At 67.4% G+C, this 23,776-nt stretch carries 17 protein-coding genes and 3 rRNA genes; 16 read left to right on the forward strand and 4 right to left on the reverse strand.

Annotated features, from left to right (window positions below):
- Positions 1–76: 76 nt before the first annotated feature.
- From Leucomu_RS02140 to rrf, 5 genes are all read left to right on the forward strand, one after another.
- Positions 77–487, forward strand: a complete 411-nt coding sequence (locus tag Leucomu_RS02140) for a YybH family protein (protein ID WP_017884475.1) — start codon at positions 77–79, stop codon at positions 485–487.
- Entirely contained in the window at positions 484–1,911 is a 1,428-nt protein-coding gene (locus Leucomu_RS02145; RefSeq protein WP_017884476.1) for a purine-cytosine permease family protein, read from the forward strand. Before Leucomu_RS02140 ends, Leucomu_RS02145 begins: the two co-directional genes overlap by 4 nt.
- A gap of 751 nt (positions 1,912–2,662) precedes the next feature.
- Positions 2,663–4,191 (forward strand): 16S ribosomal RNA (locus Leucomu_RS02150).
- A 479-nt stretch (positions 4,192–4,670) separates the two neighbouring features.
- Positions 4,671–7,777: ribosomal RNA gene (locus Leucomu_RS02155) — 23S ribosomal RNA — on the forward strand.
- Between the two features lie 163 nt (positions 7,778–7,940).
- A 5S ribosomal RNA gene (rrf, locus tag Leucomu_RS02160) occupies positions 7,941–8,057 on the forward strand.
- Together the 16S, 23S and 5S rRNA genes form the textbook arrangement of a ribosomal RNA operon.
- A 64-nt stretch (positions 8,058–8,121) precedes the next feature.
- Here rrf and Leucomu_RS02165 read toward each other — a convergent pair.
- Positions 8,122–9,105 (reverse strand): hypothetical protein, encoded by a 984-nt coding sequence (locus Leucomu_RS02165; protein ID WP_128386196.1) that lies wholly within the window; start codon positions 9,103–9,105, stop codon positions 8,122–8,124.
- Between Leucomu_RS02165 and Leucomu_RS02170 the strand changes: the two genes are divergently transcribed.
- From Leucomu_RS02170 to Leucomu_RS02210, 10 genes are all read left to right on the forward strand, one after another.
- Positions 9,061–9,990, forward strand: coding sequence for a tetratricopeptide repeat protein (locus Leucomu_RS02170; protein WP_128386197.1), 930 nt, complete (start codon positions 9,061–9,063; stop codon positions 9,988–9,990). The two genes, Leucomu_RS02165 and Leucomu_RS02170, sit on opposite strands and share 45 nt — an antisense overlap.
- Entirely contained in the window at positions 9,990–11,030 is a 1,041-nt protein-coding gene (locus tag Leucomu_RS02175; protein WP_017882719.1) for an HAD-IIA family hydrolase, read from the forward strand. The genes Leucomu_RS02170 and Leucomu_RS02175 overlap by 1 nt, the downstream gene beginning before the upstream one ends.
- Before the next feature lie 90 nt (positions 11,031–11,120).
- Positions 11,121–11,270, forward strand: a complete 150-nt coding sequence (locus Leucomu_RS15075) for a hypothetical protein (RefSeq protein ID WP_017882720.1) — start codon at positions 11,121–11,123, stop codon at positions 11,268–11,270.
- A complete protein-coding gene (locus Leucomu_RS02180; protein ID WP_128386198.1) occupies positions 11,257–12,147 on the forward strand; it encodes a TlyA family RNA methyltransferase in 891 nt (296 codons plus the stop codon). Before Leucomu_RS15075 ends, Leucomu_RS02180 begins: the two co-directional genes overlap by 14 nt.
- Positions 12,144–13,076: an NAD kinase gene (locus tag Leucomu_RS02185; RefSeq protein WP_017882722.1), complete on the forward strand. Its 933-nt coding sequence runs from the start codon at positions 12,144–12,146 to the stop codon at positions 13,074–13,076. Before Leucomu_RS02180 ends, Leucomu_RS02185 begins: the two co-directional genes overlap by 4 nt.
- Positions 13,073–14,758 (forward strand): DNA repair protein RecN, encoded by a 1,686-nt coding sequence (gene recN / locus Leucomu_RS02190; protein ID WP_128386199.1) that lies wholly within the window; start codon positions 13,073–13,075, stop codon positions 14,756–14,758. The genes Leucomu_RS02185 and recN overlap by 4 nt, the downstream gene beginning before the upstream one ends.
- A 90-nt stretch (positions 14,759–14,848) precedes the next feature.
- Positions 14,849–16,111 (forward strand): AI-2E family transporter, encoded by a 1,263-nt coding sequence (locus tag Leucomu_RS02195; RefSeq protein WP_128386200.1) that lies wholly within the window; start codon positions 14,849–14,851, stop codon positions 16,109–16,111.
- Positions 16,112–16,166: 55 nt separating this feature from the next.
- Positions 16,167–17,861, forward strand: coding sequence for a CTP synthase (locus tag Leucomu_RS02200; RefSeq protein ID WP_128386201.1), 1,695 nt, complete (start codon positions 16,167–16,169; stop codon positions 17,859–17,861).
- Positions 17,862–17,868: 7 nt separating this feature from the next.
- Positions 17,869–18,552: an NUDIX domain-containing protein gene (locus Leucomu_RS02205; protein WP_194294565.1), complete on the forward strand. Its 684-nt coding sequence runs from the start codon at positions 17,869–17,871 to the stop codon at positions 18,550–18,552.
- Entirely contained in the window at positions 18,552–19,595 is a 1,044-nt protein-coding gene (locus Leucomu_RS02210) for a site-specific tyrosine recombinase XerD (protein WP_128386202.1), read from the forward strand. The genes Leucomu_RS02205 and Leucomu_RS02210 overlap by 1 nt, the downstream gene beginning before the upstream one ends.
- 23 nt (positions 19,596–19,618) lie before the next feature.
- Here the strand turns inward: Leucomu_RS02210 and Leucomu_RS02215 are convergent, their stop codons facing one another.
- The 3 genes from Leucomu_RS02215 to Leucomu_RS02225 are packed head-to-tail and all read right to left on the reverse strand — an operon-like array spanning position 19,619 to position 22,727.
- On the reverse strand, positions 19,619–20,284 hold the full coding sequence (locus Leucomu_RS02215; protein ID WP_128386203.1) for a DUF6320 domain-containing protein: 666 nt from the start codon (positions 20,282–20,284) through the stop codon (positions 19,619–19,621).
- Entirely contained in the window at positions 20,281–21,771 is a 1,491-nt protein-coding gene (locus Leucomu_RS02220) for an alcohol acetyltransferase (RefSeq protein ID WP_128386204.1), read from the reverse strand. The genes Leucomu_RS02215 and Leucomu_RS02220 overlap by 4 nt, the downstream gene beginning before the upstream one ends.
- Positions 21,768–22,727 (reverse strand): alpha/beta hydrolase, encoded by a 960-nt coding sequence (locus tag Leucomu_RS02225; RefSeq protein WP_128386205.1) that lies wholly within the window; start codon positions 22,725–22,727, stop codon positions 21,768–21,770. The genes Leucomu_RS02220 and Leucomu_RS02225 overlap by 4 nt, the downstream gene beginning before the upstream one ends.
- A gap of 193 nt (positions 22,728–22,920) precedes the next feature.
- Here Leucomu_RS02225 and Leucomu_RS02230 point away from each other — a divergent pair, with 193 nt between their 5' ends.
- Positions 22,921–23,775, forward strand: coding sequence for a ParA family protein (locus Leucomu_RS02230; RefSeq protein ID WP_128386206.1), 855 nt, complete (start codon positions 22,921–22,923; stop codon positions 23,773–23,775).
- Position 23,776: the final 1 nt, after the last annotated feature.

Here is a 23,776-nt window from a genome sequence, read left to right on the forward strand (position 1 = left end):
GATCCGCCGCGCCGCCGACGCCCTCCGGCTCGCGGAGCCGTTTTCTCCGCACCATGAATCCAAGGGAGTATTCGCAATGCACACCCCCACCGAGGCCGACGTGCTCGCCGCGGCCGACGCCATCATCGAGGCGTTCGCGGCGACCGACACCGCCGCCTACTTCGCCGGTTTCTCAGCCGACGCCAGCTTCGTCTTCCACCCCGAGTCCGCGCGCCTGAACTCGCGCGCCGAGTACGAGGCCCTCTGGGCGGGCTGGATCGCCTCCGGCTGGCGGGTCAGCGCCTGCAGCTCCAGCGACCGCCTCGTGCAGCCGTTCCCCGGAGGCGCCGTCTTCAGCCACACCGTCGCCACGAGCATCGACTCCGCCGAGGGCCCCGACTCCTACGTCGAGCGCGAGAGCATCGTCTTCCGCGTCGCCGAGACGGGCGGCCTCGAAGCGATCCACGAGCACCTTTCGACGGTGCCGGACGACGGGAGCGCGGCGTGACCTCTCCCGAGACCATGGCCGTCAACCTCGACGGCCACGACGACTCCGCGGGCCCGGTGCGCGGCACACAGTCGCTGCTGCGCATCGCCATGATCTGGCTCGCGGCAAACCTGGTCGTGACCACGCTGCTCACCGGCACGCTCTTCACCCCGGCCGTCTCGTTCGGCACCGCGTCGGCGATGATCGTGGTCGGCACGCTCATCGGCGTGATCGTGCTCGTGCTGATCGGCAACATGGGCACGCGCACGGGTCTGCCGACGATGGCTCTCACCCGCGGATCCTTCGGGATCAGGGGCAGCCTCGTGCCGGCGGCTGCGAACCTCATCATCCTCATGGGGTGGAGCTGGGTGCAGGCGATGCTCGCGGGCGTCACCGTCAACTACCTCGTGCACGAGGCGACCGGCTTCTCGAATCCCATGCTCTTCTCGGCAATCTGCCAGGCCATCGTGGTGGTGCTGGCGATCTTCGGGCACACGGGCATCTCGCGCGTCGAGCCCTGGCTCGCCCTCGCGATTCTCGTGGTCATGGGCTTCGTGTTCGCGGCGGCCTTCGGGGCGTTCAGCCCTGCGGAGTTCGCGGCGATCCCGGTCGACGCCGAACTGGGCGGCACGCCCTTCATCACGCTGGACATGGTCATCGCGACCGCGATCTCGTGGACGGTGCTCTCGGCCGACATGAACCGGCACGCGAAGAGCAGCACCGCGGGCATCGTGGGGTCGGGCATCGGGTACACCCTGTCGACGACGATCGCCATGTTCCTCGGCCTCGTCGCTTTCAGCGCGGTGCTGCTGCACGGCGACCGCGAGCCGATCCCGTTCGATCCGGCCACCATCGTCGCCGAGTTCGGCTGGCCGCTCGGCATCGCGATCTTCCTGTCGGTCATGGCGACCAACACGATGGTGGTGTTCGGCATGGTGACGTCGGTGGTGAACGCCCAGTCGAAGTGGCACCTGAAGTTCCTGCCCACCGCGCTCGTGCTCGGGGCGATCTCGGTGATCGGCTCGACCTTCCTCGGGCTGCTGAACCAGTTCACCGACTTCCTGTTCGTCATCAGCGCGTTCTTCGTGCCGGTGTTCGCGATCATGATCGCCGACTACTACCTGCTCAAGCACCGCGGCTACTCGCGGCAGATCCTGCACGAGCGGTCCGAGAGCCGCTACTGGTACACGGGCGGCGTCAACTGGGTCGCCGTCGTGGTCTGGGTGATCGGCGCCGTGCTGTCGTACGTGCTCGCCTATGTCGCCCCGAGCCCGATCGGCGCGAACATCCCGGCGTTCGCGGTGAGCTTCCTGCTGTATCTCGGCCTCATGGTGCTCATCGGTCGGGGCGGGGCCTGGGGCCTGCGCGACCCGCGCGACGCCGACCCCACGGGGCACCTGCTCGACGGCGCCGACGAGACGGCGGCGCTGCGACTGGAGCGCTGAGCGCGGCGGCCGGGTTCGATACAGGCCCGGCAGGTCGCGAGAACAGAAGCCGCTCGCTGTCGCCCCACCTCGGTGGGGCGGTGGCGGGCGGCTTCTCGTGTTGCCGGGGCCCTGAAGGACGAGACACGCCTGGGAAGCGCGGTCGAACCGTGTGATCGGGCCATTTCGGCCCGGTTTTCGGGGGAGCCGCACTGTGACAGCGGAATGGGTGCTGAGGGCAAGAACCGCGGAATCACGCGGAGACACGCCCGGGATGCGGGCGGTAATTGCAGAAGGACTGGGATCTGCGTAATGTATTCCCTTGTCAGCGCGACGGAGCGGTACGCGAAAGCGGCCCAGATCGGTTGCGAATCGGATCTCACGAAGATCACCCGCGAGGGACTTGATGAAGTCTGCTCGGGCGTGTAAAGTGGGACTCTCGATCTCACCACCGAGATCCATCCTGAAAGAGGATGAGATTCTGATGCTCGTTCATCGAAATGAGTTGGATTTGCGAAGAGCAAGTCCAAGTGGTAAGTTAGACAGGTTGCTGTTCGGAAGGCTTTGGCTGGTACGGGTGGTGTCTGGTCTTTGAGAACTCAATAGTGTGCACTTGATTGTCATATGCCAATTATTTATCCCCGGCATCGGCTGTTTTGGTTGGTGTTGGAGATTCCTTTTTTGGATAACGAGATTGTCAGTAATGATGGTCTGTTGTCAGGTCAAACTCGCAGCTGGTTGCCTTATTCCGGTGGCTGGTCTGCATTGTTTTTTTACGGAGAGTTTGATCCTGGCTCAGGACGAACGCTGGCGGCGTGCTTAACACATGCAAGTCGAACGCTGAAGCCCGAGCTTGCTCGGGTGGATGAGTGGCGAACGGGTGAGTAACACGTGAGTAACCTGCCCATGTCTCTGGGATAAGCGCTGGAAACGGCGTCTAATACTGGATACGAGCATCCACTGCATGGTGAGGTGTTGGAAAGATTTATCGGACATGGATGGACTCGCGGCCTATCAGCTTGATGGTGAGGTAATGGCTCACCATGGCGACGACGGGTAGTCGGCCTGAGAGGGTGACCGGCCACACTGGGACTGAGACACGGCCCAGACTCCTACGGGAGGCAGCAGTGGGGAATATTGCACAATGGGCGCAAGCCTGATGCAGCAACGCCGCGTGAGGGATGACGGCCTTCGGGTTGTAAACCTCTTTTGTCAGGGAAGAAGCCTTTGGGTGACGGTACCTGGAGAAAAAGCACCGGCTAACTACGTGCCAGCAGCCGCGGTAATACGTAGGGTGCAAGCGTTGTCCGGAATTATTGGGCGTAAAGAGCTCGTAGGCGGCTTGTCGCGTCTGCTGTGAAAACCCGAGGCTCAACCTCGGGCCTGCAGTGGGTACGGGCAGGCTAGAGTGCGGTAGGGGAGATTGGAATTCCTGGTGTAGCGGTGGAATGCGCAGATATCAGGAGGAACACCGATGGCGAAGGCAGATCTCTGGGCCGCTACTGACGCTGAGGAGCGAAAGCATGGGGAGCGAACAGGATTAGATACCCTGGTAGTCCATGCCGTAAACGTTGGGAACTAGATGTAGGGCCTGTTCCACGGGTTCTGTGTCGTAGCTAACGCATTAAGTTCCCCGCCTGGGGAGTACGGCCGCAAGGCTAAAACTCAAAGGAATTGACGGGGGCCCGCACAAGCGGCGGAGCATGCGGATTAATTCGATGCAACGCGAAGAACCTTACCAAGGCTTGACATATACGAGAACACTGCAGAGATGCAGGACTCTTTGGACACTCGTATACAGGTGGTGCATGGTTGTCGTCAGCTCGTGTCGTGAGATGTTCGGTTAAGTCCGGCAACGAGCGCAACCCTCGTCCTATGTTGCCAGCACGTTATGGTGGGAACTCATGGGATACTGCCGTGGTCAACACGGAGGAAGGTGGGGATGACGTCAAATCATCATGCCCCTTATGTCTTGGGCTTCACGCATGCTACAATGGCCGATACAAAGGGCTGCGATACCGCGAGGTGGAGCGAATCCCAAAAAGTCGGTCTCAGTTCGGATTGGGGTCTGCAACTCGACCCCATGAAGTCGGAGTCGCTAGTAATCGCAGATCAGCAACGCTGCGGTGAATACGTTCCCGGGCCTTGTACACACCGCCCGTCAAGTCATGAAAGTCGGTAACACCCGAAGCCGGTGGCCTAACCCCTTGTGGGAGGGAGCTGTCGAAGGTGGGACTGGTGATTAGGACTAAGTCGTAACAAGGTAGCCGTACCGGAAGGTGCGGCTGGATCACCTCCTTTCTAAGGAGCACTCGACAGCTACGCTGTCGCAGAATGGTCAGATCATCACCGAATGTGTGGTGCTGGCTGCTCATGGGTGGAACATATGACAAGCAAGCCGGTTTGCTCGCCTGTGCTAGTACGCGGCGTCTTCATTCGTGGAGATGTTGCTGGAACGTGGGGGTGTGTGAGCGGGGTTGCGGCGAGTGCATACTATTGGGTCCTGGAGGACCAGCCGATCTGCCCCTCTTTTGGGGGGTGGGTGGACTGATTTCTTCTGGCCTGTTGTCATGGAACGTGTTGTCCATGGCGGCGGGATCGGCCGTACGTTGAGAACTACACAGTGGACGCGAGCATCTAGCCGACGTCAGTACAGGGTTCCTGCTTTTGGGTGGGAGTGTTGTGTTGGGGTTGGTTGATACTTTAATTTCATTGGTCGCACACCGGCCGCGGATCTTCGGGTTTGTGGGTGGTGTGTGTTTCGATAAATGCTTATGTGATTTCAAGTTTTTAAGAGCAAACGGTGGATGCCTTGGCATCTGGAGCCGAAGAAGGACGTAGTAATCTGCGATAAGCCTCGGGGAGCCGATAAACGTGCTATGATTCGAGGATTTCCGAATGGGGAAACCCCGCCAGGGCGCGTGCGTACCTGGTGACTCCCGCCTGAATATATAGGGCGGGTAGAGGGAACGTGGGGAAGTGAAACATCTCAGTACCCACAGGAAGAGAAAACAACATGTGATTCCGGTAGTAGTGGCGAGCGAACCCGGATGAGGCTAAACCGGTCGTGTGTGATACCTGGCAGGGGTTGCACGATCGGGGTTGCGGGACATGCCGTGAGGGGCTGCTGACCCTCGGACGTGAATGTGTAGCTATAGGAGAACCGCTTGGAACGGCGGGCCGGAGTGGGTGAGAGCCCCGTATCCGAAATGGTGGCACTGCGTGGTGTGTATCCCAAGTAGCACGGGGCCCGAGAAATCCCGTGTGAATCTGTCAGGACCACCTGATAAGCCTAAATACTCCCAGATGACCGATAGCGGACTAGTACCGTGAGGGAAAGGTGAAAAGTACCCCGGGAGGGGAGTGAAAGAGTACCTGAAACCGTTTGCTTACAATCCGTCGGAGCACCCTTGTAGGTGTGACGGCGTGCCTTTTGAAGAATGAGCCTGCGAGTTAGCGATACGTGGCGAGGTTAACCCGTGTGGGGTAGCCGTAGCGAAAGCGAGTCTGAATAGGGCAATTTTAGTCGCGTGTCCTAGACCCGAAGCGAAGTGATCTATCCATGGCCAGGCTGAAGCGCGTGTAAGAGCGCGTGGAGGGCCGAACCCACTTAGGTTGAAAACTGAGGGGATGAGCTGTGGATAGGGGTGAAAGGCCAATCAAACTTCGTGATAGCTGGTTCTCTCCGAAATGCATTTAGGTGCAGCGTTGCGTGTTTCTTGCCGGAGGTAGAGCTACTGGATGGCCGATGGGCCCTACAAGGTTACTGACGTCAGCTAAACTCCGAATGCCGGTAAGTGAGAGCGCAGCAGTGAGACTGTGGGGGATAAGCTTCATAGTCGAGAGGGAAACAACCCAGATCGCCAACTAAGGTCCCAAAGCGTGTGCTAAGTGGAAAAGGATGTGGAGTTGCTGTGACAACCAGGAGGTTGGCTTAGAAGCAGCCACCCTTGAAAGAGTGCGTAATAGCTCACTGGTCAAGTGATTCCGCGCCGACAATGTAACGGGGCTCAAGCACACCACCGAAGTTGCGGCATTCAGCGTATAGACAAGCCTTCGTGGTTCAGTTCGTTGGATGGGTAGGAGAGCGTCGTGTGGCGAGTGAAGCGGCGGAGTGATCCAGTCGTGGATGCCACACGAGTGAGAATGCAGGCATGAGTAGCGAAAGACGGGTGAGAAACCCGTCCTCCGGAAGACCAAGGGTTCCAGGGTCAAGCTAATCTGCCCTGGGTAAGTCGGGACCTAAGGCGAGGCCGACAGGCGTAGTCGATGGACAACGGGTTGATATTCCCGTACCGGCGGTAAACCGTCAAAGACCTAACCAGTAGTGCTAAACAAACCAATGCTTGGACGGATCCTTCGGGTGATGTCCGGGTTGCGGCTGTGAACCCGAAGTGGGGTGGTGAGCGTGAGGTGTGACGCAGGAAGGTAGCCAGTGCCGGGCGATGGTTGTCCCGGTGTAAGCGTGTAGCCCGAATCGGTTTAAGAGATCGGTTCTTTGGGTGAGACGCGATGCGGACCCGTATGGGGAAGCTGGTGATCCTATGCTGCCAAGAAAAGCATCGGCGCGAGGTTTGCTGTTGCCCGTACCCCAAACCGACTCAGGTGGTCAGGTAGAGAATACTCAGGAGATCGAGATAATCATGGTGAAGGAACTCGGCAAAATGCCCCCGTAACTTCGGGAGAAGGGGGGCCATCCACTTATTAGGACTTGCTCCGAAAGGGTGTGGTGGCCGCAGAGACCAGTGGGAAGCGACTGTTTACTAAAAACACAGGTCCGTGCCAACACGCAAGTGGACGTATACGGACTGACGCCTGCCCGGTGCTGGAAGGTTAAGAGGAGAGGTTAGAACTTCGGTTTGAAGCTTTGAATTTAAGCCCCAGTAAACGGCGGTGGTAACTATAACCATCCTAAGGTAGCGAAATTCCTTGTCGGGTAAGTTCCGACCTGCACGAATGGCGTAACGACTTCCCAGCTGTCTCCACCGTGAACTCGGCGAAATTGCAGTACGAGTAAAGATGCTCGTTACGCGCAGAAGGACGGAAAGACCCCGTGACCTTTACTACAGCTTGGTATTGGTGTTCGGTGTGGCTTGTGTAGGATAGGTGGGAGACTGTGAAGCTCGGACGCTAGTTCGGGTGGAGTCGTTGTTGAAATACCACTCTGGTCATATTGGATATCTAACTACGGACCCTGATCGGGTTCTGGGACAGTGCCTGGTGGGTAGTTTAACTGGGGCGGTTGCCTCCCAAAAAGTAACGGAGGCGCCCAAAGGTTCCCTCAACCTGGTTGGCAATCAGGTGGCGAGTGTAAGTGCACAAGGGAGCTTGACTGTGAGACTGACAGGTCGAGCAGGGACGAAAGTCGGGACTAGTGATCCGGCAGTGGCTTGTGGAAGCGCTGTCGCTCAACGGATAAAAGGTACCTCGGGGATAACAGGCTGATCTTGCCCAAGAGTCCATATCGACGGCATGGTTTGGCACCTCGATGTCGGCTCGTCGCATCCTGGGGCTGGAGTTGGTCCCAAGGGTTGGGCTGTTCGCCCATTAAAGCGGTACGCGAGCTGGGTTTAGAACGTCGTGAGACAGTTCGGTCCCTATCCTCTGCGCGCGTTGGAGATTTGAGAGGATCTGACCCTAGTACGAGAGGACCGGGTTGGACGGACCTCTGGTGTGCCAGTTGTTCTGCCAAGGGCATGGCTGGTTGGCTACGTTCGGGATGGATAACCGCTGAAAGCATCTAAGCGGGAAGCCGGCCTCGAGATGAGATCTCCGTACACCTTTGAGTGTGTGAGGCTCCCAGTAGATGACTGGGTTGATAGGCCAGATGTGGAAGCACGGCAACGTGTGGAGCTGACTGGTACTAATAAGCCGACGACTTGATAACACCCCGCAGCAGCATCCGGTTCCCGGATGGTGTGAGCGGAAGTAAGCAATTAACGTAACGATGTATCGCGTCCACTTTGTGGTTCCCAACAGACGGCCCACAACCCCCACACACGCCCCGAGTATCACTCCGGGGTGGGGTTGTGTCGACATGTTGATAGAGTTACGGCGGCCATAGCGTCAGGGAAACGCCCGGTCACATTCCGAACCCGGAAGCTAAGACTGACAGCGCCGATGGTACTGCGAGGGGGACCTCGTGGGAGAGTAGGACACCGCCGGACACCTTTTCAGAGGGTCGTACAGTGAACGCCAGTGCTGGCGCTCACTGTGCGGCCCTCTTCTCATTTATAGACTTTTAATTCGATAGCGTTGATTCTCCGGGAGGCACCCATGAACGATCGGCCCCAGCGGGACGAGCCCGCAGACCGCGGCCCCCGGAAACGCAATGACGGCCAGCATCGTGGTGGCGGCCAGCGCCGCGACGGCGGCGCCCGGTCGAACTGGGATCGTGGTTCGCGATCGTCGAACGGCGACCGCCCGCGGCGCGATGATGGCGGCCAGCGTCGCGAATCCGGCAGCCGTGACGATCGCGCTCCGCGTCGCGAAGGCGATTTCCGGGATGACCGACGCCAGCGCCGTGATGGCGATTTCCGCGACGATCGACGCCCGCGCCGGGAGGGCGGCGGTTCCCGCGACGATCACCGGGGCGGTCGCGGAGGGGAGCGTCGGCCCTTCCGCAGCGGTGAAGGCGGCCAGGATCGCCGCGCGCGCCGTGATGGCGACTTCCGCGACGATCGACGCCCGCGGCGCGACGGCGATGAGCGCCGTGGTGGCGAGCGGGACGGAGAGCGTCGCCCGTATCAGAATCGCGCAGGCGACTTCCGGGGTGACCGCGGGCCCCGTCGCGATGGCGAGGACCGCGGAGGAGCGCGTCGCCCCTATCGCGGCGGCGAAGGCGGCGAGGAACGTCGGCCCCGTCGGGACGGTGACTTCCGGGATGATCGTCGCCCGCGTCGCGAGGGCGACTTCCGCGGCGACCGTCGCGGAGGCGACCGGGATCGCGACGATCGCCGCGGGAGCCGCCCGCAAGGCGACCGCCGGGAGAGCTACGGCCGCGGCGGCACTCGCGGCGGCGGCCGGAGCGACCGTGGCGGCAGCGGGCGCGAGTACACGGAGGCGGAGCGCCTGCAGCACGAGCTGCGCCCGGTGCGCGCAGAGCATCAGGATCCGGTGATTCCGGACGATATCCGCGCCAACGACCTGCATCCCGCCGCCCGCAACGAGTTGAAGACGCTGCAGGCCGACGTGCAGGAGCGCGTGGCGCGCCATCTCGCAATGGTGGCGATGCTCATCGACGAGGATCCCGAGCTCGCGCATCAGCACGCCCTCTCGGCGAGCCGACGCGCGGGCCGGATTCCCGTCGCCCGCGAGACGCTCGCGATCACGGCTTACCGCACCGGCGACTTCGCGCTCGCGCTGCGCGAACTGCGCACCTATCGGCGACTGAGCGGCCTCGACGGGCATCTCGCGCTGATGGTCGACTGCGAACGCGGCCTCGGCCGGCCGGAGAAGGCGCTCGAGACCGGCCTCGAGGCCGACACCTCGAAGCTCGACACCGAGCAGCGGGTGCACCTCGCGATCGCGATGTCGGGCGCCCGCCTCGACCTGGGGCAGACGCAGCAGGCGCTCTTCGAGCTCGAGATCCCGGAGCTCAATCCGCAGCGCGTGTTCTCGTGGAGCCCCGAGCTCTTCGGAGCCTATGCGGCGGTGCTCGAGGATCTCGGACGCGACGACGAGGCGCGCGAGTGGTACCGTCATGCCGACCGCGCAGCGGGCGCTCTGCAGGACCATCTCGGATCGCTCGACCAGCTCGAGGTCTTCGAGATCCACGAGTCCGAGTTCGACCTCGAAGAGGCGTCCGACGACGAGGATCCCGCGGACGTCGACGCGCGTGTCGAGGGCGCGGCTGAGGAGTCGGAGCAGCGGAGCGACGCTGCGGATGACACCCGGCCGGAGGAGGATGCGGTGGCTCCCGCGGAGGCGGAGCCCGAGGCGGGGGCCGCCATCGGCGACGCTGCGGCTCCGGCTGGCGAGGATGAGGGGCTGAGCGCCCCCGACGCCGAGGACGAGATCGCGGCCGAGGTCGCCGAACTGCTCGCCGAGGCCGGCATCGGGGAGGCAGAGCGGCCCGAGAGCGCGGAGGATCGGTCGTAGTGGCGCTGTTCGGGAAGAAGCGCACCCCGCTCGGAGCGGCGCCGATCGAGGGCCGGGAGCTGCTGCTCTCCGACCTCGACGGCGTCGTCTACCGCGGACCCGGCGCGATCCCGGGAGCCGTCGAGCAGCTGAACCTCGCGGCCGAGCGGGCGCGCCTCGCCTACATCACGAACAACGCCTCCCGCACCGACGCCTCGGTCGCGGAGCACCTCCAGGGCCTCGGTCTGCGGGCGCGCCCCGAAGACGTGGTCACCTCGCCCCAGGCGGCGGTCGCGCTGCTCGCCGGGTCGGTTCCCGCCGGGTCGCGGGTGCTGGTGGTGGGCGGCGACGGCCTGGTCGACGAGTTGCAGAAGGCCGGCTTCGAGGTGACTCGCAGCGCCGACGACGACCCCGCCGCCGTGGTGCAGGGCTTCGCCCCCGACGTGGGGTGGGTGCACCTTGCCGAGGCCGCGTTCGCGCTCGCCGAGCAGCCGGGGCGCGATCCGCTGCCCTGGATCGCGACGAACACCGACTGGACGATCCCCGTCGCCCGCGGGCTCGCCCCGGGCAACGGCACCCTCGTATCGGCCGTGCACACGGCCGTGCAGCGGCTGCCGGTCTTCGCGGGCAAACCGGAGACGCCGATCTTCGAAGCGGCGTTCGAGCGCTTCGGCACGCGCAATGCGCTGATGCTGGGCGACCGGCTCGACACCGACATCAAGGGGGCGCGAGCGGCGGGCATCCCGTCGCTGCAGGTGCTCACGGGCGTCGATCGGCCGAAGCAGCTCATCGCGGCATCGCGGGACATGCAGCCCGACTACATCGTCGCCACCCTCGCCGAGCTGCACGAGCCCTACCCCGCGACCGAGCAGCTGCGCGACGGCACCGTGCAGGTCGGCTCCGCGAAGGTGCGCATGGACGGGCACGTCGCCCGGGTCGTCGCCGAGGGGGAGGCTCCGCTCGATCTGCTGCGCGCCGGCTGCGCCGCGGTCTGGGGATCCGGGCTCGCGATCTACGGTCTGAAGATTCCCGAGATCCTGTACGAGGATCACTGGCGCTGAGCCGCGAGGAACGAGCGGGCGGGGCGCACGCAAAGCAGCTCCGGGCCGTGTGTGCCGGTGCGTGTCGGCGGCCGCGGCTAGGCTTGAGCCATGGACAGGGAGCCCCACAGCGAAGACGGTCTGCTCGGGCGCCTCGAGGTGATCGAGGCGCAGCCGCTGGCGCAGCGCGCCGCGGGTTTCGAACAGCTGCACGACGAGCTTCTCGCCGAGTTGCAGCGGGGCGACCATGGCGGCTCCTGACGATCGGGGCGAGGGGGTCTGGCTGGGCGAGGGTGAACGCCTGGATCGGGCGCTGCCGCAGCTCGGCCTCGCCCGGTCTCGCAGCCAGGCGGCCGAGCTGATCGCGGCGGGCAGCGTGCTGGTCGACGGCCGGCCGGCGACGAAGTCGGGCGCCCGCGTGCCCGAGGGGGCGCGGATCGCGGTCTCGGGCGGCGACCACTACGTGAGCCGCGCTGCCCACAAGCTCATCGCCGGTCTCGACGAGTTCGGCATCGATCCCGCCGGCCGTGTCGCTCTCGACCTCGGAGCGTCAACGGGTGGCTTCACTCAGGTGCTGCTCGAGCGCGGTGCGCGGGCGGTGCAGGCCATCGACGTGGGCCACGACCAGCTGGTGCCCGAGCTGCGCGCCGACGCGCGGGTGCGGTTGGTCGAGGGCCGCAACGCCCGCGAGCTCACCGCCGAGAACCTGGCGGCCGACACGGGAGTGGTCGAGCCCCCGGCACTGGTGGTCGCCGACCTCTCGTTCATCTCGCTCGGCCTGATCCTGCCCGCCATCGCGCGCTGCGCGGCCCCGGACGCCGACCTCGTGCTGCTTGTGAAACCGCAGTTCGAAGTCGGGCGCGTGCGCGACGGGGTGGTCACCGACCCGGCGCTGTGGGCGCAGGCGATCCGCACCGTGCTGCGTGCGGGAGAAGAGCACGGCTTCGCCGCGCGCGGCCTCGCCCGGTCGCCGATCGCCGGCGGTTCGGGCAACCGGGAGTTCCTGGTGCACTTCGCAGGCGTCGACGACGCGCATCCGACAGAATGGGAGGGGAGGATCGCGGAACTCTGCGACGACGACGATCGCGCAGCCCCCACTCGAGTCCGACCCCGCAACCGAGCGAACGGAGAGCCATGAGCACTGCGCATGAAGCGGGCACGAGGCGTTTTCTCGTCGTCTCGCACACTCATCGCGACGAGGCGGTCGCGGCCACGGTCGAGGCGGTATCCGCGCTTCGCGCAGCCGGTGCGGAACCCGTGCTCGACCGGCACGACCGGCAGGAGTTCGCACCGCACCTGAACATCGAGAGCATCGCCGAGCTCGGCCGAGACGTGACCATCCACGAGCTCGAGGCCGCCATCGTGCTCGGCGGCGACGGCACGATCCTGCGCGCCGCCGAGCTGCTGCGCGGATCCGAGTGCCCCATTGTTGGGGTCAACCTGGGGCACGTGGGCTTCCTCGCCGAGATGGAGAACTACGACCTCGCTGAGACGATCGACCGGGTGCTGCGGCGCGACTACACGGTCGAGGAGCGCATGACGGTCGACGTGCAGGCCACCTGCGACGGCGAGGTGATCGCCGAGACCTGGGCGCTGAACGAGGCATCGGTCGAGAAGCGGCGGCGCATGCTCGAGGTGGAGATCGGCGTCGACGGGTTGCCGGTCTCGAACTTCGCCTGCGACGGAGTGGTGCTCGCCACGCCGACGGGGTCGACGGCGTACGCGTTCTCGGCCGGCGGGCCCGTCGTCTGGCCCACCGTGCAGGCGATGCTGATGGTGCCGATCGCGGCGCACGCGCTCTTCGACCGCCCCCTGGTGACGGGCACCGACTCCGAGCTGAGCGTGCGCATCCTGCCCGAGAACATCGGACCGGGCGTGATGTGGTGCGACGGACGGCGCCGCACCGAGCTGCCGGCGGGTTCGATCGTGCGGGTGCGCCGATCCGCGCACTCGGTGCGCCTCGCGAGGCTCAACCGGGCGATGTTCTCGGATCGGCTGGTGCGCAAGTTCCACCTGCCGGTCTCGGGCTGGCGCGGCACCCGTCGGGAGAGCGGAGGGGCCGAGTGATCGAGGAGCTGCATATTCGCGATCTCGGGGTCATCGCCGACGCGACGCTGCCGCTCGGGCCGGGCTTCACGGCGATCACGGGCGAGACCGGCGCCGGCAAGACGATGGTGGTGAGCGCGCTCGGCCTGCTGATGGGGGAGCGCAGCGACGCCGGGGCCGTACGCACCGGCGCAGCCCAGGCGCGCGTCGGAGGCATCGTGCGCACCTCTGACCCTGCGGTCGCCGAGATCGTCGACGACATCGGGGGCGACCTCGAAGACGGCGAGCTGGTGCTCAGCCGCACCGTGAACGCGGAGGGGCGCAGCCGCGCGAGCGTCGGCGGCGCGAGCGCCCCGGTGGGCAGCCTGGGGCGACTGGCCGAGCGGCTGTTCGCCGTGCACGGCCAGTCCGAGCAGCTGCGCCTGAGATCGGCTGCGGCGCAGCGCGACACACTCGACCGGTTCGGCGGCGACGAACTCGCGGCGACCCTGCGCGACTACCGCATTGCGCATCGCGAACGGCAGCAGCTGGGCTCGCAGATCGCGGAGCTCACGGAGGCCAGGGACGAGCGGGCCGCCGAGGCCGTCCGTCTGCGCTCCGAGCTGGAGGAGATCGCCGCGGTGGATCCGCAGGCCGGCGAAGAGCAGGAGCTCGTGCAGCGCATCGACCTGCTGAGCAACGTCGAGGCGCTGCGGGCCGCCACCTCTTCGGCGCACGAGGCGCTCACCACCGACTCCGACGACCCCATGAGCCGAGACGCGAGCTCGCTGGTCGACGAGGCGGTGAGAGAGGTCGAGCGCGTCGCCGGCCACGATCAGCGCCTCGAGGCCGTGCTCGAGACGCTGCGCAGCGCGAGCTTCCAGCTGGCGGACGCGGCCCGCGAACTCGCGGCCTACGCCGCCGACCTCGATCAGGAGGGGCCGGGGGAGCTCGCGCAGGCGAACGATCGGCTCGCCGCCCTCACTGGGCTGTTCCGGGTGTACGGCGCCGACTCCGCCGCGGTCGTGGAGTATGCAGCCGACGCGGCGCGGCGTCTGACCGAGCTCGACGGCGACGACGAGCGCATCGACGAGCTCACCGCGCGCCTCGAGCAGCTCGACGATGAGGAGCGCTCGCTCGCCGACCGCCTCTCCGAACTGCGCGCCGACGCGGCGTCGCGACTCTCCGAGCTGGTGACGGTCGAGCTCAGGCAGCTCGCGCTGCCCGACGCCGAGTTCGTGGTGCGGGTGACGCCCCTCGACGCCCTCGGCGGCTCGGGCGGCGACGAGGTGCAGCTGCTGCTCAGCCCGCACCCGGGGGCGCAGCCGCGACCGATCGCGAAGTCGGCCTCCGGAGGCGAGCTCTCGCGCGTGATGCTGGCGCTCGAGGTGGTCGTCGCCGGCGTCGACCCGGTGCCCACCTTCGTGTTCGACGAGGTCGACGCGGGTGTGGGCGGCGCCGCCGCGATCGAGATCGGCCGTCGCCTCGCGCGCCTCGCGCGGTCCTCGCAGGTGATCGTGGTGACGCACCTCGCCCAGGTCGCGGCCTTCGCGAACAACCACCTGCAGGTGGTGAAGGACTCCTCCGGCGGCTTCACCGAGAGCAGTTGCCGGCGCCTCGAGGGCGAGGAGCGCCTCGCCGAGATGGCCCGGCTGCTCTCGGGGCTCAGCGACTCCGGGAGCGCGCTCGAGCACGCCGCCGAGCTGCTCGCGCTGCGCGACTAGGGCCGCGTTGCTGCGGCCGATCCCGGCCCCGCCGAGGCTGTTCCGCGCCGCCTCGCGAAGAGTGTCCGCGGCAGGTGCTACGCTCCAGACATGGTGAAGATCTTCGGTCGCCGCTGGTCGAGCGGCGCGACGAAACCGACGCTCAGCGACAACGCGGCGGCGAAGGCGGCCTACCTCGATTCGCATCCCGAGGTGGTGCATGCCGACCTCGAGCAGCTCGACTCCGAGACGCGAGAGATGTACCGCGATGCGCGCGAGGCCGCGGTCGACGCGCGCGAGGAGCGCGCGAAGACGCACACCCGCGATTTCGTGGTGCGCAGCCCGTTCCAGCTCGGCTTCACCGTGACGCTCGGCGTGCTGGTCGCGCTGCTGGTCGGCTCGATCATCGGTCAGCTCAGCACCATCATCATGTACGTCGCGGCGGCGCTCTTCATCGCGCTCGGCCTCGACCCCGTGGTGCGCATGCTCGAGCGGCGGGGCATCAAGCGCCCGCTCGGCATCGGCATCGTGTTCGGCGGCTTCGTGCTGGTGATCGGCGGCCTGCTCGGCATCATCATCCCGATGATCGCCAACCAGATCACCCTGCTCGTGCGCAGCGCCCCCGCTCTCGTGCAAGACCTGAACAACCAGCCCTGGTTCATCGACCTCAACAGCCGCTTCGGCGAGTTCGTCGACTTCGACGGCCTGCTGCGCATGGGCCAGGACTTCGTCGGCGACCCCGAGAACCTGGCGCAGATGGCCGGCGGCGTCTGGCAGGCCGGCATCGGCATCGCCAACGGCCTCACCGCGGGGCTGATCGTGCTGATCCTCACCCTCTACTTCCTGGCCTCGCTGCGCAGCGTGAAGCGCGCCTTCTACTCGCTCGTGCCCCGCTCGGGCCGCGCGAAGGTCATCGACATCACCGAGCAGGTCACCAAGTCGGTCGGCGGCTACGTGAACGGCATGGTGGTGCTCGCCTTCACGAACGCCGTGCTGGGCTTCATCATGATGACGATCGTGGGCGTGCCCTTCGCCGGCCTCGTCGCGGTGGGCGTGTTCTTCCTCGCGCTCATCCCGCTCATCGGCTCGGTGCTGGCCACCGTGCTCGTGTCGATCGTCGCGCTCTTCGACTCGCCGATGACCGCGATCATCGCCGCCGTCTACTACCTGATCTACATGCAGATCGAGTCGTACCTGCTGACGCCGCGCATCATGAACCGCGTGGTGTCGGTGCCGGGCTCGCTCGTGGTGATCGGCGCCCTCGCGGGCGGCACGCTGCTCGGCCTGCTCGGCGCCCTCATCTCGATCCCGGTCACCGCCATGGTGCTGATGATCATCAAACAGGTGTGGATGCCGCGGCAGGAGATGCGCTAGTCCTCTCCGCCGCGCCCGTTCGCATGACAGCATTCAACTGATAGGATCGAAGCCCGTGGGAACAGAGCAGCGCACGGACCAGACCGGCATCACCAAGCACATCTTCGTGACCGGGGGTGTCGTCTCCTCGCTCGGCAAGGGGCTGACCGCCGCGAGTCTCGGCAATCTCCTCACCGCGCGCGGTCTGCACGTGGTCATGCAGAAGCTCGATCCGTACCTCAACGTCGATCCGGGCACTATGAACCCGTTCCAGCACGGCGAGGTCTTCGTGACCGACGACGGCGCCGAGACCGACCTCGACATCGGGCACTACGAGCGCTTCCTCGGCATCAACCTGTCGCAGGCGGCGAACGTCACCACCGGCCAAATCTACTCGACCGTGATCGCCAAGGAGCGCCGCGGCGAGTACCTCGGCGACACGGTGCAGGTGATCCCGCACATCACGAACGAGATCAAGCGCCGCATGCGGCTGCAGGCCGAAGAGGATCCCCGCCCCGACGTGATCATCACCGAGGTCGGCGGCACGGTGGGCGACATTGAGTCGCAGCCGTTCCTCGAGTCGGCGCGCCAGGTGCGCCACGAGCTCGGGCGCCAGAACGTGTTCTTCGTGCACGTCTCGCTGGTGCCCTTCATGGGCGCGTCCGGCGAGCAGAAGACCAAGCCCACCCAGCACTCCGTCGCGGCGCTCCGCTCCATCGGCATCCAGCCCGACGCCCTCGTGCTGCGCAGCGACCGCCCCGTCACCGACGACAACCTGCGCAAGATCGCGCTCATGTGCGACGTCGACGAAGACGCGGTGGTCAACGCGATCGACGTGCCCAGCATCTACGACCTGCCCCGCCTGCTCAACGACCAGGGCCTCGACCAGACCATCGTCGAGCACCTCGGCCTCTCCGAGCGGGCCGACGACGTCGACTGGACCGACTGGCAGCCCGTGCTCGACGCGGTGCACCACCCGAAGGGCGAGGTCACCCTCGCGCTCGTGGGCAAGTACATCGACCTGCCCGACGCCTACCTCTCGGTGACCGAGGCGCTGCGCGCCGGCGGCTTCGCGCACTCCACGAAGGTCAATCTCAAGTGGGTGCCCTCCGACACCTGCGAGACGCCCGAGGGCGCGCTCGAGCAGCTCGGCGACGTCGACGGCATCTGCGTGCCCGGCGGCTTCGGCATCCGCGGCATCGAGGGCAAGCTCGGCGCGCTGCGCTTCGCCCGCGAGAACGGCATTCCCACGCTCGGCCTGTGCCTCGGCCTGCAGTGCATGGTGATCGAGTACGCCCGCAACGTGACCGGCCTCGAGGGAGCCTCGTCGACCGAGTTCGACCCCGAGACCCCCGTGCCCGTGATCGCGACCATGGCCGAGCAGGTCGACATCATCGACGGCGGCGACCTCGGCGGTACGATGCGCCTGGGCCTCTACGAGGCCGCGCTCGCGGAGGGGTCGCTCGCGGCCGAGCTCTACGGCGCGCCCACTGCGAGCGAGCGCCATCGCCACCGCTACGAGGTGAGCAACCGCTATCGCGACCAGATCGCGGAGTCGGGCCTCTCGTTCTCGGGCACGAGCCCCGACGGCGAACTGGTCGAGTACGTCGAGCTGGCACGCGACGTGCATCCGTTCTACATCGCCACGCAGGCGCACCCCGAGCTGAAGTCGCGCCCGGGCACGCCGCACCCGCTGTTCGCCGGCCTCGTCGGCGCCGCGATCGAGCGCCGCGACGCAGCGCAGCTGTTCGAGGTCGAAGAGGGCGAGTAGAGCGACCGTGGCCGGCGAGGAGACCGCGGCGGCTGCCGCGCAGCGGGAGGGCGGATCGGCTCCGCTCGCCGACGCCCCCGCCGAAGTGCCCGTGCTCGACAGCGAGCTGCTCGTGCGCGGCCGCGTCTGGGACGTGCGCCGCGACCGCTTCGAATTCGGCGGCGAGGTGCTCACGCGCGACTACCTCGACCACACGGGCGCCGTCGCCGTGGTGGCGCTCGACGCCGACGACCGGATCCTGCTGATCCAGCAGTACCGGCACGCCATCGCGCACCGCGACTGGGAGATCCCCGCCGGCCTCATGGACGCGCCGGGGGAGTCGGGGCTGCTCGCCGCGCAGCGCGAGCTCGCCGAGGAGGCCGACCTGCAGGCCGACTGCTGGCATCTGCTGCTCGACGAGTTCCTCTCGCCCGGCGGAACGAGCGAGGCCATGCGCGTCTTCCTCGCCCGCGATCTCACACCCGTCGAGCACGACTACGTGCGCGGCGAGGAGGAGGCCGAGCTCGTGCCCCGCTGGGTGCCGCTCGACGAGGTCGTGGAGGCGGCGCTCGAGGGGCGCGTGCAGAACGCGGTCACGGTGAGCGCCGCGCTCGCCGCCTGGGTCTCCCGGGGCCGCGGATGGTCGACGCTGCGCGATCCCGAGCTGCCCTGGATCGCCCGCGAAGCCGCACGGGGAGCGCGGTCGGGCTGATGGGCCGCCTCACCGCGCAGCAGGGGGCCGAGCGCTATCTGCGCCACGTGACGCTCGAGCGCGGCCTCTCGGCCAACAGCCTGGCCGCGTACCGGCGCGACCTCGACGCCTACGCCGCCTGGCTCGATCGCCGCGGCATCGACGAGCTGTCGCGGGTCACGCCCGACACGCTGTCGGAGTACGTCGCCGAACTGAACGGGGGCGCCGCCCCCGCCGGGGGCGCCGCTGCTTCCGGAGCGGCCGCCCCTGGCGGCCCCGACGCGCCGCCCCCGCCCCTCGCGCCCGCCTCGATCACCCGCAGGCTCTCGACCGTGCGCGGCATGCACCGCTTCCTGTTCGAGGAGGGGCTGCTCGAGAGTCACGCGGGCAGCGGCGTGCGCACCCCGAAGCGCGCGCTGCGGCTGCCCAAGGCGCTGCCCGTCGAGGACGTCGAGGCGCTGCTCGCGGCGGCCGGCGGAGGGGAGGATGCGACCGCCGATCAGCCCGTGGCGCTGCGTGATCGCGCGCTGCTCGAGCTGCTCTACGCGAGCGGCGCGCGGGTGAGCGAGATCACGGCCCTCGACGTCGACGATCTGCTCTCGGTTCCCGGGCGGGGCGACGCCTGGGGCGACCCCGAGCGCGCGCTCGCCGAGGGCGGCTTCCTGCGCGTGACGGGCAAGGGGTCGAAGCAGCGGATCGTGCCCTACGGCAGTTACGCGGGGCGCGCGCTCGCCGCCTACCTGGTGCGCGCCCGCCCCGCGATGGCCGAGAGGGGCGGCGGCACACCCGCGCTCTTCGTGGGGCCCCGCGGCGGCCGGCTCTCCCGGCAGAGCGCCTGGCTCGTGATCCGGGCCGCCGCCGAGCGCGCCGGCATCACCGCCGAGGTGTCGCCGCACACCCTGCGCCACTCGTTCGCCACGCACCTGCTGGCGGGCGGCGCCGACGTGCGCACTGTGCAGGAGATGCTCGGCCACGCCTCGGTGACCACCACGCAGATCTACACGCAGGTGACCGCCGACACGCTGCGCGAGCACTACCTCACCGCCCACCCGCGGGCGCGTTAGCGTTCTGCGTTTCGGCGCGGCGGCTACAGGTGCAGGCGCTTGGAGAGCTCGTGCCGCACCTCGGCGCCCCGAGCGAGCTGCAGCAGCACCAGCACCACCACGCTGAGGGCGCCGCAGATGGCCGACGGCAGCGGCGTGGTCACCCAGCCGAAGGCGAGGAAGCCGATGGGGGCCAGCCCGAGGAGCACGGTCAGTCCGCTGTAGACGATGTGCTCTCCGACTTCGATGCGCATCACCCGAACGGTGATCAGCAGCGCGACGATGGAACAGGCGCAGACGATCGGCACGGCGTAGTTCAACGACCAGCCGTGCCAGCCGGTCAGGTAGTCCCAGTACACGCAGATCAGGCCGACCAGCACCACGAGGTACACGGTGCCCTTGGCGACGTTGCGCCGCTTGCGCACCGCCATCAGCACCACGAGCCACATGGTGATCACTCCGAGCCACACCGAGCGGAGCGCGCCGATGCCCTCCACCCCACGACTGAACAGCAGCTGGACGACGAACGATGCGAGGATCACCGCGAGCGAGGCGAGGAACAGCACCCTCAGCACCCGGCGCCGGGAGAACTCGAGCGGCACCGCCGGGAGCGGGCTCGGGGTCGTCTCGCCGGCGGTCGCCGCACTGCACAGGGGGCAGCGGGTCCAGGCGCCCTCGATATCGACGGCGCACTCCGCGCAGCGCCTCATGACTCGCCCTCCGACAGGCCTTCGCCCTTCGCCAGGCCTTCGCCTTCCGCGAGCTCCGCCTCGGTCACCCGCGCGGCCGCGACGCGCACGTTCAGCCCGCGGCGGGTGAGCAGCCGGGCGAACTCCCTCACGTGGTCGGTCTCCGTGAACGGCGAGGTGAAGGTGATCGTGAGCTGACCCGCGTGCGACATGGCGCAGAACTGCGGGCGCACGGCCGAGACCTGGAACAGCATGCGCCCCACGTGCGATTCGGCCGGATCCGGCAGGCTCACGCGGCCGAGAATCGACACCGCCACGCTCAGCCCGCGGTTGTTGGCCCAGTTGATCAGCCCCAGCAGCACGTCTTTGAGGGGCCGCGGCACGATCCTCAAGCCGGCCATCCGCTCGAAGCGGATGAATCTCCGAAGCTTCTTGCCGAGCGCCTCGGCGCTCGCCTTCGGCCTGAACTGGGCCTCGAGCCGCCGGCAGATCGAACCGAGGTCGTCGGGCCCCTCGCCGTAGGTGTGCTCCACGCGCACGGTCGCGAAGAAGTTGCGGGCCGACGTCGACGGGTAGAACTGGCGCAGGTTCACCGGCACCGAGGCCGCCAGGGTGCGGGCCCTGCCGAGGCCGCCGGAGGACAGGCGGATCGACTCGAAGAACACCGCTGTCAGGTACATGGTGAGCGCGACGCCCTCGGCCCGCGCGAGCGCCAGCACCTCTTGCGCCGGCACCGTGAGTTCGACGGCGCGCGTGCGATTGTCGGGGGTGCGGGTTCCCCGGACCCGGTAGGCCCGAGCGCCCGGGCGGCGACGCGGAGTGCGGGGGCTCGGGGGCTCGGCGGGCGCGGGCCGCACGCTCTCGTCGACGGTGAGCGGGGCCGGCGCGGCGGCGCGGCTGAACGCGGACTCGGAGGCCGGCGGGTCGCCGCGGCGGGCGCGGGGCGGGCGGCGGAAGTAGTGCGCGAAACTGTCGGAGGCCAGCTCGTGCAGCGGGCCGGCCGGGTCGTCGCCGGGCCGGGGCGAGGCGTCGGCCCGAGCGGGGTCGGTGCGTGTCTCCTCGGCCGCGGCGGCCTCGAGCGGAGGCTCGGGGTGACGCAGCCGGATGTACGCCGCCAGCAGGTCGGAGAGGAACCACAGCGCCCCCGTGCCGTCGGAGAGCGCGTGGAAGATCTCGAGGATGATCCGTCGCCGGTGATGCATCACGCGGAACAGCAGCCCGAGTCGATCCGCCTGGTAGATGGGCGCGCAGGTGGGCCGCGCGTCGGCGGTGACGGTCGGGTGCAGATCGCTGTCCTGCAGGTAGTACCAGAACACGCCGCGTCGCAGCACCGCGTGGTAGAGCGGGTACCGTTCGTAGGTGAGGTCGAGCGCCTGCTGCAGGAGCATCGGATCCACCTCGTGGTCGACCTCGGCGCTCATGCGGAACACCTTCGGATCCGCGTCGCTGCGGGCCGCGAGGAAGATGTTGGAGGCGTTGTCGAGCCGCACCCAGGCCCGGCGCGTCATGGCAGCCCCTGCGGGCTCGGGTGCTCGGCGGCGGTGTCGCCCAAGAACGCGTTGATCACCTCGTAGGCCTCCCTGAGCGAACGGGAGAAGCGGGGCAGCGCGATGAACCCGTGCAGCGCCCCGTCGACGCGGTGCACCTGCACCGCGTTGCCCGCCGCCTCGAGCGCACGGCCGTAGGCCTCGCCTTCGTCGCGCAGCAGATCGAGCTCGGCCGTGATGAGCAGGGTGCGCGGCTGCCCGGAGAGGTCCTCGGCCATCAGCGGCGCCACGAGGCGATCGCGGCGCTTCTCGGGATCGGGCACGTAGAGCTCGAAGTAGTCCTGCACCTCGGCGTTCGTGAGCCGGTAGTCCTCGCCGTGATTGCGCACCGACGCGAACGGGGAGGATGCGGGATCGTGATCCCAGTGCGCCACCGGGTAGAGCCGGATCTGCCGGGTCGCTCCGCGCTGACCGCGTTCCCGCAGCAGCAGCGAGACGACCGCGGCGAGGTTGCCGCCGGCGGAGTCTCCCACCAGCACGATCTTCGAGGCGTCGGGCGCTCCCGCCAGCCACGGCTTCTCCAGCAGCAGCCGGGCGACGTCGAAGCAGTCCTGCAGTCCGGCTGGGAAGGGGTGCTCGGGAGCCAGGCGGTAGTCGACGGAGATCACCGTGCAGCCGGTGAGATCGGCCATCGTGGCGCAGGCGGGGGTGTAGCTCTCGATATCCCCCGTGACCCAGCCGCCGCCGTGGAAGAACACGAGCACGTCGTCTCGCAGCCGTTTCTTCGGGCTGAAGATGCGAGCCGGCACCCGATGGTCGCCGTCGTCGGAGGGCACCTGCCAGTCCGAGGCCTGGTATCGAGGGGCCGGCAGTGCGGCCAGTCGGCGCTGGCGTCGGCGCACCTTCTCGTAGTCCTCGCGCATGTTGACGCGGGGCGCGGCGAACAGGCTCAGCACCGCCCGGAACAGCGGGTTCACGGGCGGGCGCCGGTGTCGGCGGCGGTGCGTTCCATGACCCCAGCATAGAGAGGCCGCCCGCCGCGCCGGTTGAAGCGGGCTGAGCGCGGGCGGGGAAGCCGCGTCGGAGCGGTCGGCGTCTTCCGGTGGGAGGTGAGGGATCGGGATCGCGCGATAGGATGGAGCGTTAGCGAGCGACACGAGAGGGACGGGTATGGCGAACACTCTGTTTGAGCTGGGACCGACCGGCCGCCCCGAGCGCGTCATCCCCGCGCCCCGGAAGCTCGACCGGCACGGCCCCGCGCGCATCATCGCGATGTGCAATCAGAAGGGCGGGGTGGGGAAGACCACCAGCACCATCAACCTCGCCGCCGCCCTCGCGCGGTACGGCCGTCGGGTGCTCGCCGTCGACTTCGACCCGCAGGGCGCGCTCTCGGCCGGCCTCGGCGTGCCCGCGCACGACGTGCCCACGATCTACGACCTCATGCTCGGCAAGGAGAAGGATCCGCGCGCGGCGATCCAGCGCACCGAGACCGCGGGCCTCGACGTGATCCCGGCCAACATCGACCTCTCCGCCGCGGAGGTGCACCTCGTCACCGAGGTGGCGCGCGAGCAGATCCTCGCCGGCGTGCTGCGCAAGGTCGTCGACGACTACGACGTCGTCCTCATCGACTGCCAGCCCTCCCTGGGCCTGCTCACCGTCAACGCGCTCACCGCGAGCCACGGCGTGCTGATCCCCCTCGCGTGCGAGTACTTCGCGCTGCGCGGCGTCGCCCTGCTCGTCGAGACCGTCGACAAGGTGAAGGACCGCCTCAACCCGGCGCTCGAGCTCGACGGCATCCTCGCCACGATGTACGACGCCCGCACCCTGCACGCGCGCGAGGTGCTCGAGCGCGTGGTCGACACCTTCGGCGACAAGGTCTTCGACACCGTCATCGCGCGCACCGTGAAGCTGCCCGACGCGCAGATCGCGGCGAAGCCGATCCTCGACTACGCGCCCTCGAACGCCGCGTCCGAGGCCTATCTCAAACTCGCCCGCGAGCTCGTGCAGCGGGGCCTCGTCGCCTGAG

The sequence above is a fragment of the Leucobacter muris genome (assembly GCF_004028235.1).
GTDB lineage: Bacteria > Actinomycetota > Actinomycetes > Actinomycetales > Microbacteriaceae > Leucobacter > Leucobacter muris.